Origin of the sequence: Micromonospora sp. NPDC005197 (assembly GCF_040608295.1) — a bacterium.
Taxonomy (GTDB): domain Bacteria; phylum Actinomycetota; class Actinomycetes; order Mycobacteriales; family Micromonosporaceae; genus Micromonospora.
In genome coordinates, this window is sequence record NZ_JBEXHY010000014.1 from 44,324 (window position 1) to 58,193 (window position 13,870).

14 protein-coding genes are annotated in these 13,870 nt (G+C 73.2%); 10 read left to right on the top strand and 4 right to left on the bottom strand.

Going from position 1 to position 13,870, the window contains the following annotated elements; genetic code table 11:
• Positions 1–2: 2 nt before the first annotated feature.
• From ABZU46_RS08090 to ABZU46_RS08130, 9 genes are read left to right on the top strand one after another with little or no spacing between them, the layout of a single operon-like run.
• Complete coding sequence (locus ABZU46_RS08090) at positions 3–1,391, top strand: MFS transporter (protein WP_354855728.1); 1,389 nt, start codon at positions 3–5, stop codon at positions 1,389–1,391.
• Positions 1,388–1,618: an acyl carrier protein gene (locus ABZU46_RS08095; protein WP_234591281.1), complete on the top strand. Its 231-nt coding sequence runs from the start codon at positions 1,388–1,390 to the stop codon at positions 1,616–1,618. Before ABZU46_RS08090 ends, ABZU46_RS08095 begins: the two co-directional genes overlap by 4 nt.
• Entirely contained in the window at positions 1,615–3,243 is a 1,629-nt protein-coding gene (locus ABZU46_RS08100) for a hypothetical protein (RefSeq protein WP_354855729.1), read from the top strand. Before ABZU46_RS08095 ends, ABZU46_RS08100 begins: the two co-directional genes overlap by 4 nt.
• Positions 3,240–4,268, top strand: coding sequence for a 3-oxoacyl-[acyl-carrier-protein] synthase III C-terminal domain-containing protein (locus ABZU46_RS08105; RefSeq protein WP_354855730.1), 1,029 nt, complete (start codon positions 3,240–3,242; stop codon positions 4,266–4,268). Before ABZU46_RS08100 ends, ABZU46_RS08105 begins: the two co-directional genes overlap by 4 nt.
• Positions 4,269–4,304: 36 nt before the next feature.
• The gene (locus ABZU46_RS08110; RefSeq protein ID WP_354855731.1) at positions 4,305–6,188 is read left to right on the top strand and encodes an HAD-IIIC family phosphatase; all 1,884 of its coding nucleotides are present in this window, start codon (positions 4,305–4,307) and stop codon (positions 6,186–6,188) included.
• Positions 6,181–6,429 carry an acyl carrier protein gene (locus ABZU46_RS08115; protein WP_354855732.1) on the top strand — a complete coding sequence of 83 codons (249 nt, stop codon included), beginning with the start codon at positions 6,181–6,183 and terminating at the stop codon, positions 6,427–6,429. Before ABZU46_RS08110 ends, ABZU46_RS08115 begins: the two co-directional genes overlap by 8 nt.
• On the top strand, positions 6,426–7,364 hold the full coding sequence (locus ABZU46_RS08120) for a thiamine pyrophosphate-dependent dehydrogenase E1 component subunit alpha (RefSeq protein WP_354855733.1): 939 nt from the start codon (positions 6,426–6,428) through the stop codon (positions 7,362–7,364). Before ABZU46_RS08115 ends, ABZU46_RS08120 begins: the two co-directional genes overlap by 4 nt.
• A complete protein-coding gene (locus ABZU46_RS08125) occupies positions 7,357–8,370 on the top strand; it encodes a transketolase C-terminal domain-containing protein (RefSeq protein ID WP_354855734.1) in 1,014 nt (337 codons plus the stop codon). Before ABZU46_RS08120 ends, ABZU46_RS08125 begins: the two co-directional genes overlap by 8 nt.
• The gene (locus ABZU46_RS08130; protein ID WP_354855735.1) at positions 8,363–9,568 is read left to right on the top strand and encodes a 2-oxo acid dehydrogenase subunit E2; all 1,206 of its coding nucleotides are present in this window, start codon (positions 8,363–8,365) and stop codon (positions 9,566–9,568) included. The genes ABZU46_RS08125 and ABZU46_RS08130 overlap by 8 nt, the downstream gene beginning before the upstream one ends.
• A gap of 8 nt (positions 9,569–9,576) precedes the next feature.
• On the opposite strand, the gene ABZU46_RS08135 is transcribed toward ABZU46_RS08130, so the two are convergent.
• The 4 genes from ABZU46_RS08135 to ABZU46_RS08150 all read right to left on the bottom strand — a co-directional run bounded on the left by ABZU46_RS08135 (position 9,577) and on the right by ABZU46_RS08150 (position 12,670).
• The gene (locus ABZU46_RS08135) at positions 9,577–9,969 is read right to left on the bottom strand and encodes a hypothetical protein (RefSeq protein WP_354855736.1); all 393 of its coding nucleotides are present in this window, start codon (positions 9,967–9,969) and stop codon (positions 9,577–9,579) included.
• A 225-nt stretch (positions 9,970–10,194) separates the two neighbouring features.
• Entirely contained in the window at positions 10,195–11,385 is a 1,191-nt protein-coding gene (locus ABZU46_RS08140) for an MFS transporter (protein ID WP_354855737.1), read from the bottom strand.
• A 75-nt stretch (positions 11,386–11,460) separates the two neighbouring features.
• A complete protein-coding gene (locus ABZU46_RS08145; protein ID WP_354855738.1) occupies positions 11,461–11,943 on the bottom strand; it encodes a hypothetical protein in 483 nt (160 codons plus the stop codon).
• A 151-nt stretch (positions 11,944–12,094) separates the two neighbouring features.
• Positions 12,095–12,670, bottom strand: a complete 576-nt coding sequence (locus ABZU46_RS08150) for a TetR/AcrR family transcriptional regulator (RefSeq protein ID WP_354855755.1) — start codon at positions 12,668–12,670, stop codon at positions 12,095–12,097.
• 150 nt (positions 12,671–12,820) lie between these two features.
• Here ABZU46_RS08150 and ABZU46_RS08155 point away from each other — a divergent pair, with 150 nt between their 5' ends.
• Positions 12,821–13,840, top strand: a complete 1,020-nt coding sequence (locus ABZU46_RS08155; protein ID WP_354855739.1) for an aldo/keto reductase — start codon at positions 12,821–12,823, stop codon at positions 13,838–13,840.
• Positions 13,841–13,870 lie beyond the last annotated feature (30 nt).

The following is a 13,870-nucleotide window of genomic DNA, read 5'->3' on the forward strand; positions in this document are numbered from 1 at the left end:
CCATGGCGTTCCGACGCCCGTCCCGGTTCGCCGGGTTCACCACGATCTGGTTCGGCCAGCTGCTGTCGGCGCTCGGCACCCGGATGACGAACTTCGCCCTGAGCATCTGGGTGTGGGACGCCACCGGCCGGGCCTTCGACCTGACCATGCTGATGGCGTTCGCGTTCGGCGCGACAGTGATCTTCAGCCCGATCGCCGGCGCGCTGGTCGACAGGTGGGGACGACGACTGACCATCGTGCTCAGTGACGTCGGCTCGGCGATCACCACTGCCGTCGTGCTGCTGCTGTTCCTCACCGGCTCGGTCGAGGTGTGGCACCTGTACCTGGTCAACCTGGTCACCGGCGCGTTCCTCGCATTCCAGCTGCCGGCGTACCAGGCGACCATCACCGTGATGATGGAGAAGGGCCAGTACCCGAGGGCCAACGCGATGATGTTCGCGGTCCGGACCATCCCGGTGATCTTCGCCCCCGGCTTCGCCGCCGCGCTGCTCGGCCTGATGGACATCAAGGTCATCCTGCTCATCGACGCGCTGTCCTACCTGGTGGCGATCGGCGCGGTGCTGCTGGTGCAGCTCCCACCCAGGCCCCGCTCGACGCAGCAGGACGAGGGCGGCTTCTGGTACGACACGATCTACGGCTTCCGCTACATCCTGGCCAGTCGGGCGTTCACCGGGCTGGAAGCGATCATGTTCGCCATCAACGTGCTCGCCGCGGTCGGCTTCGCCCTGCTGGTGCCGCAGATCCTGGCCCGCACCGACAGCAGCACCAACGCGGTCGGCCTGGTGCAGACCATCGGCGCGGTGGGCGGTGTGGCCGGCGCGCTCCTGCTCGGGCTGCTGCCCAACACCCGCCACAAGATCCGCCGGATGCTCATCGCCATCCTGGTCTTCAGCGTCCTCGGCCGGATCGTCTACGGCGTCGGGGACAGCATCATCGTCTGGTCGGTCGCCCTGCTCTTCCTGCACCTGTCCATCCCCTTCATCGACGGGTACGCCCAGTCGGTGTGGCAGGAGAAGGTCGAGCCGTCGCACCAGGGCCGGGTCTTCGCCGCCCGCCAGTTCATCGAGGACCTCGCGTACCCCGGCGGCACCGCCCTGGCCGGTATCGCCGCGGACCGCTGGTTCGAGCCGATGATGCGCGACGGCGGGCCCGGGGTCCCGTACTTCGGGTGGCTGGTCGGCAGCGGACCCGGCGCGGGGATGGGCCTGATCTTCGTGATCGTCGGCCTGTTCGGCATCGGCGTCGCGGCGGCCGGGTTCGCCTCGCCGAGCATCCGCCGGATGGAGGTCGACCTGCCCGACTACGACGAGCCGACCGACCCGCCGGCCCCGCTGCCATCGCCGAGCGGCACCGACGAGCTGACCGACGACCGCGCGGTGGTGGCGAAGTGACTCTGACCGAGGTGGTGGCCGGGGTCCTGGAGGTCGACCCGGCCGAGGTGACCGACGAGTCCGGGCCGCAGACCATCGGCACCTGGACCAGCCTGCGGCACCTGCAACTGGTGGTGACTCTGGAGGAGGTCTACGGGCTGTCCTTCGCCTTCGAGGAGATCCGCGACGTGCGCAGCGTCGGCGAGCTGCGCACCGTGCTGCGCGCCAAGGGCACGGAGACCCGATGAGCGCCGACCTGTTCTCCCGACGCACCCGCTGGCAGGCGCTCACCCGTCAGCGGCCGACGCCGGCGCTGCGCGTCGCGCTGCTGGCCAGCTACACGGTGGATCCGCTGGTGCCGTACCTGGGGCTGGCCCTGCACGACACCGGGCTGCCGGCCACGCTCGCCGTCGGCCCGTTCCAGCAGGTCGTGCAGCAGTGTCTCGCCACCGACGGCTTCCTCGCCGAGGCGCGACCCGACGTGCTGGTGGTGGCGCAGCGCCTGGAAGAGGCCGGCGACCCCGGTCCGAGCGGCGACGCGTGGGCGGCGGAGCTGCTGGCCGGGGCCGAGGCGGCAGTCACCGCCGCGCGCCGGCACGGGGCCCTGCTGGTGTACGTCCTGCCGGCCGTCCCCGCCTCCCGCCCGTACGGGCCGGCCGACGCGATGCACGCCGACGGGGTGACCGCCAGCGCCACCGTCATCCGGCAACGGCTGCGCGACCGGCTGGCCGGCGATCCGCGGGTGCTGCTCGTCGACGCCGACGAGGCGGTCCGCGCCGTCGGCGACGAGCGGGCGTACCACCCGGCGCTGTTCCGCTTCGCGAAGGTGCCGTACACCGAGGAGGTCTTCGCGCGGCTCGGCGCCACCGCCGCCGCGCTGGTGGCCGCCGGGTTCGGCGCGGGCTGCCGAGCGCTGGTGCTCGACGGCGACGGGCTGACCGGGGCGGCGCACCTGCTGCCGGCGCTGCGCGAGCTGCGCGCCGCCGGCGTACGCGTGGCGCTGCGGGCCACCGGCGCCGACTGGTGGTCGAGCGCCGACGCCACCGACCTGTTGGCGGTGCTGGACGGCTGGGTCACCGACGAGCGGCCCCTGGCCGACCAGCTCGCCGAGATCGCCGACGAGCTGGACGTCGCGCCGGCCCAGCTCGTGCTGGCGGGCACCGGCCCGGCGCAGGCGCCGCCGCGACACGTCCCGCTCGGGTCCGATCCCGCGCTCTGGTCGGACGAGCTACGGGCGGCGGGGCTGACCGACCGGCTCCCGGCCCGACGGTGGACCGGCGGCACGTCCCGGCCTGCCGTCGCGCCCACCGAGCTGTCCCTGGACGACTTCGTGGCCGGCCTGGACGTCCACGTCGACTACCGGCCGGTGGCCGCCGACAGCGTCGCCGAGGTCGCCGAGGTCGTCGCCCGGGCGCACGACTTCGCCCTCGCCCCCGCCCCACCGGCCGCCGCGCTGGCCGAGCGGGCCGCCGACCTGCTGGCGATCCGGGTACGCGACCGGCTCGGCGACTACGGCACCTCGGGCCTCGTCGCGCTGGACCGGACCGCGGGCCGCTGGACCGTCGACGTCTTCTCCCTCTCCTGCCCGGTGCTCGGTAAGGGCGTCGAGGCGGCCGTGCTGCGGGAGGTGACTCGGCGGGCGGGCGCGGCCGGCGCCGGCGAGGTGCTGGTCCGCTGGACCGACACGGGCCGCAACGGCACGGCTCGGCGCTTCCTGTCCGAGTTGGACGGTGTCGCGCCCGCCGACCCCCGGGTCCGGCTGCGCGCCGCCCACGCGTCCGACGACAACCCGACGCCGCCGTCGGCGACAGCATCGACACCGCCGACAGCGACCGCATCGACACCGCCGACAGCCACGGCGGTACGGCGATGAGCGGGCCGCCGGTCGGCGTCGGGGTGGCCGCGCTGGCCCACGTCCTCGGCGAGCCGGTCGACGTGGCGGCTGCCGCGGCCGCGTACACCCAGGATCTGGACCGGTTGCGGTCCTGGGAGTACCGGGCGTTCCACCGGGCCGGCCCCGGCGTCGGGGTGACCGACCTGGCGGTCGTGGCCGGCGGCACGGCCCTGGACCGGGCCGGGCTGAACGCCGCCGACGTGGACCTGGTGGTGCTGGCCATCCCCGACCTGGCCGAGTACCTCTACTGGGATCCGGCCGCGCACACCCAGGCCCGCCTCGGCGCGCACCGGGCCGAGGCGGTGCTGCTCAACCAGGCGTGCGGCGGTGGGGTGGCCGCGTTCGACACGGTGGCCGGGCGGTTCGCCACCCACCCCGAGTACCGGACGGCGCTGCTGATCGGCGCGAACCGGGTGTGCGAGCCGTACTGGAACCGGATGGAGGTGAACACAAGCGTCTTCTCCGACGGAGCGGCGGCGGCCGTGCTGGTGCGCGACCACGACCGGTGCCGCTGGCTGGCCACCGAGACCATCACCGACGGCCGGTACGCGGGCTTCATGCGCATGCCCGTCGGTGGCGCGGCGCAGCCGTTCACCGCGGACGGCGGCACCCCCCGCGTCGGTGACCCGGCCGACCGGCTCAACGAGTTCTTCGCCGGGGACGTACGCCGGATGTTCCGGTTCGTCGCGACGATCCGGGAGCGCAACCGGCAGGTGGTGGAGACGGCGTGCGCCCGGGCGGGCGTGACGCTGGCCGACGTCCACCGGTTCGTGCACTTCCACGACAACGCCCGGCAGTTCGCCGAGCTGGCCAAGGACCTCGGCGTCGAGCTGGAGCGGACGAACGTCGAGCTGGCCCTCGCCCACGGTCACATCGGCTGCGCCGACCAGCTCATCGGCCTGGAACGCCACCTCGACAGCGGCGAGCTGACCGACGGCGACCTGGTCGCGCTGACCAGCACCGGCAGCGGCATGCACTGGGTCTGCACCCTGCTGCGGGTCTGACCGGCCGCACCACACCGACGGGAAGGAACACCGAACATGAGAGTCGAGGAGGTCCTGCACCGGATCCGCCGGCTGCGCCGACCCGACGCGGCCGCCGACCCGGAGCTGGCGCCCGGCCTGGTCCACCTGGACGACGCGGCGGTCACCACCGTCGCGTCCGCCGGTCGGCTGCTCGCCGACGTGCCCGTCGAGAAGCTGGCCAGCCCCGACTTCCCGCTTCGCCCGCTGCGGGTCGCGGTCACCGGCACGTTCACGCCGGGCACGCTGGAACCGCTGCTGCGGGTGGCGCTGCTGCGGATCGGCATCGCCGCCGAGATCCACGTCTCCGGCTTCGACCAGCTCGTGCTCGACCTCAGCGACCCGCGCTCGACGCTCGCCGAGTTCCGGCCGGACGTCACGCTCTGCCTGCTGCACGACGGCTGGTTCCTGCCCGCCGAGTGGGACCCCGGCGACCTGGCCGGCCTCGCCGACGTGCTGGGCGAACGGGCCGGCGTGCTCGCCGCCGCGCTGCGCGGGTACGCGGCGCGCAACGAGGGCGCGGTGCTGCTGCACACCGTGCCGCTGTCGCCGTTGGAGCACCGCGGCCTGGTCAGCTTCCGGGGCCGGGCCGAGCTGGGCCGAATCTGGCGGGAGCTGAACTCCCAGCTGTTGGAGCTGGGCGGGCGGGACACGACGTACACCCTGGATCTGGAGACGCTGCTGGTGGACCACGACGGCCCGGTGCGCGACGAGCGCCTGTACCGGTTCGCCAGCATGGCGTGGACGCCCACGGTGGAGCGCCGGTACGCGCACGAGGCCGCCACCTTCTGCCGCGCGGTCCTCGGCCGGGCGGCGAAGGTGCTCGCGCTGGACCTGGACAACACCCTCTGGGCGGGCGTGCTCGGCGACGACGGGCTCACCGGCATCCGGCTGGGCACCGACTATCCGGGCAACTGCCACCGGGACGTGCAGCGTCGCGCGTTGGCGCTGCGCCGGCAGGGCGTGCTGCTCGCGGTGTGCAGCAAGAACGACCCCGAGCTGGTGGCGGAGGCGTTCACGCAGCATCCGGACCTGCTGCTGCGCTCCGACGACTTCGTCGCCCAGGCGGTGAACTGGGGACGCAAGGACGAGAACCTGCGCCAGCTCGCCACCACCCTCAACCTGGGCCTGGACGCCGTCGTGTTCGCCGACGACAGCCCGTTCGAGTGCGAGCTGGTACGCCGCGAACTGCCGACCGTACGGGTGGTGGAGTTGGCCGGCGACCCGGCGGGCTTTCCCAACCGGCTGCTCACCGAGGGGCACTTCACCGTGCTGGCCACCGGCGCCACCGACCGGGAACGCACCGAGCTGTACCGGGCCCGCGCCGGGCGGGAGCGCTTCGCCGCCACGTTCGACTCGGCGGCCGACTATCTGCACGAGCTGACGTTGCGCGTCACCGTCCGGGAGGTCGACGAGCACAGCCTGCCCCGGCTCGCGCAGCTCGGGCTGCGCACCAACCAGTTCACCATGACCGAGCGCGCGCACACCGAGGCGCAGACCCGGGCGCGCGCCGACTCCCCCGACCACCTGGTGCTCACCGTCGAGGTGACCGACCGGTTCGGCGCCGAGGGGCTGGTGGGCGGCCTGTGGCTGGACCGGAATGACCCGGACGCCTGGGTGATCGAGAACTTCGTGCTCAGCTGCCGGGTCTTCTCCCGGGGTGTCGAGCAGGCGGCGCTGCACCGGGTGGCGGAGCTGGCCCGAGCCGCCGGCGCGACCCGGCTGGAGGCCCTGTTCCGGCCCACCGCCCGCAACAAGCCCGGCGGGGCCGTCTGGCCCGCCGCGGGCTTCACCGTGGCATCCGTCGACGACGGCACCACCCGGCACGTGTTGCCGCTGCATCCCCCGCCCCGGCTGCTGCCGGCGTGGATCGCCCTGGAGGAGGGAGACATCCGTGCCTGACCTGTTCACCACCGTCGCGGGCCTCATCGAGCAGGTCGCGGACGTACCGGCCGAGGAGATCTCGCCCGACGTCCGGTTCGCGTCGCTGGCCAACTGGACCAGCCTGGAGGCGCTGCGTCTGCTCTCCGCGCTGGAGGACGACCTCGGCGTACGCCTGGACCTGCGGGCGTACCTGGCGGTGAGCGCGGTCGGCGAACTGGTCGACCTGGTCGCCGGCGAGCTGGACGGGGCATCCCGGTGACCGCCACCCGCACCGAGGCGCCGCCGATCGCGCCGACCCGGCTCGCCGACGCCGACCTGGACCTGTTGCTGCTGATCCGGCACTTCGAGCTGGCCCTGCTGGACATGTTCGGCCGGGGCGAGCTGCACGGCACCACCCACACCTGCCTGGGCCAGGAGTACGTGCCAGTGGCGCTGCGCCCGCTGCTCACCGACGGCGACTTCGTGTTCAGCAACCACCGGGGTCACGGGCACTACCTGGCCCGGTTCGCCGACCCGCACGGCCTGCTGGCCGAGGTGATGGGCCGCGAGGGCGCGGTGTGCCAGGGCGTCGGCGGCAGCCAGCACATCCTGCGGGACCGCTACCTGTCGACCGGGGTGCAGGGCGAGAGCGTGCCGGTGGCCGCCGGGGTGGCGCTGCACCTCAAGCGCACCGAGCCGGGCCGACTGGCGCTTGTCTACCTGGGTGACGGCACCTGGGGCGAGGGCGCCGTCTACGAGGCGTTGAACATGGCCGCGCTGTGGGGGCTGCCGCTGCTGCTGGTGGTCGAGAACAACGGCATCGCCCAGTCCACGCCCACCGACGCGCAGCTCGCCGGCAGCATCTGCGGGCGGGCGCGGGCGTTCGGGGTGGACCACCTGCGGGTGACCTCCACCGACACCGAGGTGGTCCGGGCCGCGCTGACGCCGGTGCTGCGCCGGGTCCGCGAGCGGTCCACGCCGTACGTGGTGGAACTGCTCACGCACCGGGTGGGACCGCACAGCAAGGGCGACGACAGCCGCCGCCCGGAGGAGATCGCGCACGCGCGGGCGCACGACTGGTACGCCCGCTACGCGCAGGCGTACCCGAAGCAGTTCGGCGCGCACGACGAGCGACAACGGGCGTACGTGGCGCAGGTGGTCGCCGACGTCGCCGGCCGACCGGCGAGCCGCTGGGCGGAGGCCGACCGTGGCTGAGCGGGTGGTGGAGAACCTCAACCAGGCGTTGCACGCGCTGCTGGCCGACGACCCCGCGCTGACCGTGCTCGGGGAGGACCTCGTCGACCCGTACGGCGGGGCGTTCAAGGTGACCCGGGGACTGTCGACGCGCTGGCCGGAGCGGGTGCTGTCCACCCCGTTGAGCGAGGGCGGCATCGTCGGCGTGGCCGGCGGGCTGGCCCTGGCCGGGCAGAGCGCGATCGTCGAGATCATGTTCAGTGACTTCGTGGCGCTGGCGTTCGACCAGATCCTCAACTTCGCCAGCAAGTCCACCGCCATGTACGGCCGGCGGGTGCCGATGCGGCTGGTGGTGCGCTGCCCCACCGGCGGCAACCGGGGGTACGGCCCGACGCACAGCCAGAGCCCGCTGAAGCACTTCATCGGCGTCCCCGGCCTGAGCGTGCACGAGGTGTCGCCGTTCCACGACAACCGGGCGGTGCTCGCGGGCATGCTCGCCACCGGCCGGCCGGGTCTGCTCTTCGAGGACAAGGTCCTCTACACCACCCGCATGTACGCCGACGGCGTGGTGGACGAGCTGTTCCGCTACGACCTGATCGGCCCGGACGCCGACGTCGCCCGGGTCCGGGTGGACGAGGAGGAGCAGGTCGACTGCGTGCTGGTCGTACCCGGCGGGTTGGCCGCCCGGGCGGTGTCGGTGGCCCGGGAGCTGCTGCTGCGCGACGACATCGTCTGCCAGGTGCTGGTGCCGTCGCGGCTCTGGCCGCTGGACACCGACACCCTGCTGCCGCCGATCGCGCGGGCCGGCCGGGTGGTGGTGGCCGAGGAGAGCACCGCCGGCGGCACCTGGGGCGCCGAGCTGGCGCAGGTCGTGCACCGGCGGCTCTGGGGATCGCTGCGCGCGCCGGTACGCCTCGTGCACTCCGCCGACAGCGTCATCCCGACCGCCGCGCATCTCGAACGCACCGTGCTGGTGCAGGACACCGACATCCGCCAGGCCGTGAAGGAGGTCGTCAGTGGTGACTGACCTGGTCGTCCCCAAGCTCAACAACAACGACACGACGTACGTCCTGCTCGACTGGCTGGCCGAGAACGGCGAGCAGGTGCGCGCCGGCGAGCCGATCGCCGAAGTAGAGACCTCCAAGGCGGCCGAGGAGCTGCTCAGCGACGGCGACGGCGTCCTGCACCGGCTCGTCGAGGTGAACCGGGAGTGCGCGCCGGGCGACGTCATCGGTCACGTCTTCGACAGCGAAGAGGCCCGGCAACGCTTCCTCGCCGAGGCGGTCGCCCCGGCTGTCGTACCCCTGCCGGACGCCTCCCCCGGCGGACCGGTGCTCACCGACTCGGCCCGGGAACTCGCGGCCGCGCACGGTCTCGGCGACGACGAGCTGCGCGGCCTCGGCAAGGCGGTCGTGCGGCGTACCGACGTGGAACGCCTGCTGGCCGACCGGTCGGCGGCGCCCGCGGCCGCGACCGAGCCGGTGGTGGTGGCCGCGGCCGCCGCGCTGGCGGCCGGCGACGGCCCGGAGCCGGACGATCCGCGCCCGGTGCACGCGCTCTCCCGCGCGCAGCGCGCCGTGGCCGCCGTGGTCACCGAGTCCCACCGCGAGGTGCCGGCGGCGCTCGCCGTCATCAAGGTCCGCGCCGACGCCGCCCTCGCGGTGGCCCGGCAGCTCACCCGCGCCACCCGCACCCTGGTCGGCCTGCCGGAGCTGCTGGTCAAGGCCATCGGTGGGTTGCGCGAGGACCACCCGTTGCTCTTCGCCGCACCCGGCGACGGCAGCAGCGTACGACTGGCCGAGGCGGCCCACGTCGGCGTCACCATCGACGTCGGCACGGGGCTGTTCATCCCGGTGGTCCGCGACGTGGAGGAGCTGACCTGCGCGGAGATCGCCGAGACGCTGATGGACTTCCGCTCCCGGGCCGGCGGTGAGGGTTTCCGGGCCGGCGAGCTGGCCGGCGGCACCATCGTCGTCTCCCTGCACACCGACCCCGACGTGGTGCTCGCCGGGCCGATCGTCTTTCCCGGTCAGACCTGCGTGGTGGCAATCGGCGGCACCCAGGACGAGCTGGCGCTGGACGCGGACGGCCAGGTCGTGACGCGCCGCTACGTCAACCTGAGCGCCGTCTACGACCACCGGGTGGTCAACGGCCGGGAGGCGGTCGCCTTCCTCCAGGCCGTGAAGGCCGCGCTGGAGTCCCCCGACCACCTCGCCGAGGAGTGACACGGCGCTCAGCCGAAGGACTCGTCGCACACCTGCCAGCCGACCTCCGACTCCACGCGCAGGTCGAGCGTCGTGGTCTGGCCCGTCCGGCCGGTCAGCTCGACGGTCACCGAGGCGTTGTTTCCGGCCTCGTTGGTGAAGACGGCCCGACCCATGGTGTGCGACACGGGCCGGCCGAGGCGCTCCACCGCCGCGGTGAACGCCGCCACATCGGTCCGTTCCCTGATTCTCCGGCACATGGATTCGTGCGCTGCGGCGTCGTCGTTGCTCTCCAGTCGACGGACGAACTGGTCGGCCGCCGCGCGCGGCTCGTCCACGTCCGGCCCGGTGTACATCCACAGCAGGAAGCCGCCAACCGGCAGGGCCAGTGCGCCCAGGCACGCGACGACGAGAGCGGCCACGACGATCCACGTGGTGCGCTGGGCCTTCGAAGGTGGGTCAACCGACGGAGGGTGGGGCGACAGGGCTGGACGCATGGCGGAACGTTAACGACCGCCGATACCTCCCGAGCGGCGGTACGGCCACGGATCGATCTCGGTCCCTCGCAGCCCGTCGCACCCTTGGCGCCATCTGTCGGTAGTGATCGTTGGCAGCTGAGCAGTGGTGGGGCCGGCGTGTCGTACCGCTCAGCTGCCAACGATCACGAGCGGGGCGCTCGCTTCGGGTTGTCGTGGCTTGGGCGGGCGCAGGGTGGCCGCGGCGGTCAGGCAGAGCACGGCGGCGGCGATCAGTGGCGGACGACCGCCGAAGTGGACGGCGGCGGAGCCGAGCGGGATCGCCAGGACGAGCGGGCCGAACATCGCGGTGTTGGCCGTCGCGGCGACCCGGCCGAGCAGCGCCGCCGGGCTGTGCGTCTGTACGGCGGTCACCGCCGCGACCAGGGTCCACGGCAGCCCGATGCCGGCGACGACGGCACCCGCGACCGTGGCCGGCCACCAGGGCAGGCAGCGCGCCAGACAGCCCACGGCGAACAGCACGGCCCCGGCCACGCCGACAGCGGCGGGACCCCGTCGGGTGAGGAGCCGGCCGACGACCAGGCCACCGAGGATCGAGCCGGCGCCCTGCGCGCTCGCCAGCACACCCAGAAACGTGGTCGGAAGGCGTAGTTCCGTGACGACGGCCGCGTAGACGGCCGCGGTCGTGAAGCCCGACATGGCGATCGACACGGCCGCGAGCACGACCGGTACGCGGATCGTCCGCTGTCCGAGCAGGACCGCAAGCCCGGCGCGCAGGCCGCGATGCCGCCGCGTCGGCCGTTCGGGCGGCGTCCGGTTCAGGCGCACCGCCAGGTACAGGACGGCGACCAGGAGCGGCATGGCCGCGCTCAGCACGGCGACCGCGTGGCCGCCGTGCCAGGCGTACAGGCCCGCGCCGGCCAGCGGGGCGACGAGCTTCATGCCCTCCTGCGCGCTCGACCGCCACCCGTTGACGTCGCCGAGGTCCGTCGGCGACAGCGCGGACGGCAGCAGCGCCGTCTCGCCCGCGTCGATCAGCACGTAGCTGACACCGTAGGCGCACGAGACGGCGAAGATGACCCACGTCTGCCCCGGGCCGCGGACGGCGAGGAGCGCCAGCAGCGCGGCTGCCAGCAGGAGGTTGACGGCGATCACCAGCGCCCGTCGGGGCGCCCGGTCGAGCAGGCCGCCCAGCCACGGGCCGGCGAGCACCGGGGCGTACACGCAGAGCCCGGCCAGTGCGGCCAGACCGGTGGAGCCGGTGAGGTCCAGGATCCAGATGCCGGCCACCAGGGACATGGCGCTGCTGCCGAAGCCGGACAGCAGCGAGATCGCCACGAACAGACCCGCGTTGCGCCGCATGAGCCCTCCAGGTTGAGCCGAGTTGACTCACATCCTGATTCTTGAGCCAGGCTCAGGCAATGGCGTCGGGTGATGTCAATGGCTCGTTGACAGCACGGTGTCCACCGTCGACGCTATGACTCGCACCGGTGGCGGTCGCCGGTCGCCCGCGGCTTCGAGGTCGGCGCGGAGGTGCAGGGCCAGCGCGTAGAGCGAGCCCGGGGCGGCGTCCAGGGCGGCCTCCACTGTGCTCCGAACGAGTGCCGCCCGAGGAAAGCGGGAATCCCACCGCCGGTCCGCCGCGATCCAGCGCCCGAGGTCGGCCACCGCGCCCCGCAACGCCGCGATCTGCGACGGGTAGCCACGGTCGAGGTCGTGTCGCCGAGCACGTCGCGCGGCCGCCAGGCGCTGACGGCGCTGCTCGGCGGCCTGCCGGCTGCCGAGCCCCAGCGCCGTCGCGACCTGCGCCCAGGTCGCGCCGTCGTGGCGCGCCCGGTCGATCAGCTCCGCCTCCCGCTCGTCCAGGTGGGCACGAGCAGCGCGCACCTCAGCCAGGCCGGCCAACGGCGTCGTCGTCATCCGTCAACATTACATTGACAGTTCGGTGCGGCGGACCCCCGAGCGGGGGCGCGCCCAATCTCCGGGCGACGCGAGCCGCCCCAGGCATGGGGCAGCTCTACAGGCAGCAGAGGGGGGCCTGCCAGCGGCGTCGAGACGGTGCCGACGGTGGCTACCGGACGCCCAGCCCTGCGATGAGGATCTCCACCATCCGGCGCGCGTCGTAGCGGGGGTCGCCCGCGCCGATGCAGAGGTTGCCGACGCCGCGCAGCAGCTCGACGGGGCTCAGGTCGGTGCGGATCTCGCCCGCCGCCGCGGCCGCGTCGAGCAGTTGGGCGCACACCGGCACCAACCGGTCGAGGAAGTAGCCGTGCAGAGCCTGGAAGGCGACGTTGTCGGACTGCAACGCCTGGGCGAGACCGTGCTTGGTGACCAGGAAGTCGACGAAGAGGTCGATCCACCGCGCGAGGGCGGCGTACCGGGTGCCGCTGGCGGCCAGCAGCGTCGGCCCGGCCTCGGCACAGGCCTCGACCTGGTGTCGATAGACGGCCACGATCAGGTCCGCCCGCGTCGGGAAGTGCCGGTAGATCGTGCCGACGCCGACGCCCGCCGTGGCGGCGATCTCGCGAACGGGCACGTCGACGCCGGACGCGACGAAGGCCGCGGCGGCGGCGTCCAGGAGCGTCGCCTCGTTGCGCCGCGCATCCGCCCGCTTCCGCGGTCGCGGTGACGTCGATCCGCTGTCGATGTCGGCCACTGCGCCCGACCTCCCATGATCACTGTTGGCAAACGGAACAGTGTTCCGTATATTGGTTAGCGGAACATGGTTCCACTTGTTCAGGATGCCAGAGCAGGTGGGCCACGGCCAACCACGCCCCTTGAGCACGGAGGAACAACCATGCAGTACCGCACCTTGGGTCGCACCGGCGTCCAGGTCAGCACACTCGTGCTGGGCGCCATGAACTTCGGCAAGCTGGGACGCACCAGCCAGGACGAGGTCACCGCGATCGTCGACGCCGCCCTGGAGGGCGGGGTCAACCTGATCGACACCGCCGACATGTACAGCCAGGGCGAGTCGGAGGAGATGGTCGGCCGGGCGATCACCGGCCGCCGCGACGACATCGTGCTGGCCACGAAGGCCGGCATGCCGATGGGCGACAGGCGCGACCACCGGGGCAGCTCACGCCGCTGGCTCGTCACCGAGTTGGACAACAGCCTGCGCCGCCTCGGCGTCGACCATGTCGACCTCTACCAGATCCACCGGTGGGACCCGACCACCAGCGACGAGGAGACGCTGTCGGCGCTGACCGACCTGCAGCGGGCCGGAAAGATCCGCTACTTCGGCTCGTCGACCTTCCCCGCGTACCGCATCGTGCAGGCCGAGTGGACCGCGCGGGAGCACCACCTGAGCCGCTACGTCACCGAACAGCCCAGCTACTCGATCCTGCAACGCGGGATCGAGACCCACGTCCTGCCCGTGACCGAGCAGTACGGCCTCGGCGTTCTGGCGTGGAGCCCGCTCGCCTCGGGCTGGCTCTCCGGCGCGGTCCGGGCGGGCCGGGAGATCACCACCAGCCGGTCGACGCTTCTGCCGGAGCGCTTCGACACCGCACTCGCGGCCAACCAGGCCAGGATGGACGCCGTCGAGCAACTGGCCAAGGTCGCCGACGAGGCCGGCCTCACCATGATCCAGCTCGCGCTCGGGTTCGTCACCGCGCACCCGGCCGTGACCAGCGCGATCATCGGTCCCCGCACGATCGACCACCTGCACTCCCAGCTCGCCGCCGCGGACACCGTGCTCTCCGCCGACGTGCTGGACGCGATCGACGCGATCGTCGCGCCGGGCGTCGACCTCGCCGCACACGAGAAGTTCGACACCCCGCCCGCCCTGCTCGACCCGGCCCTGCGCCGTCGCTGAGCCCGGCGCGGGCACGTCATTGGGTCACCG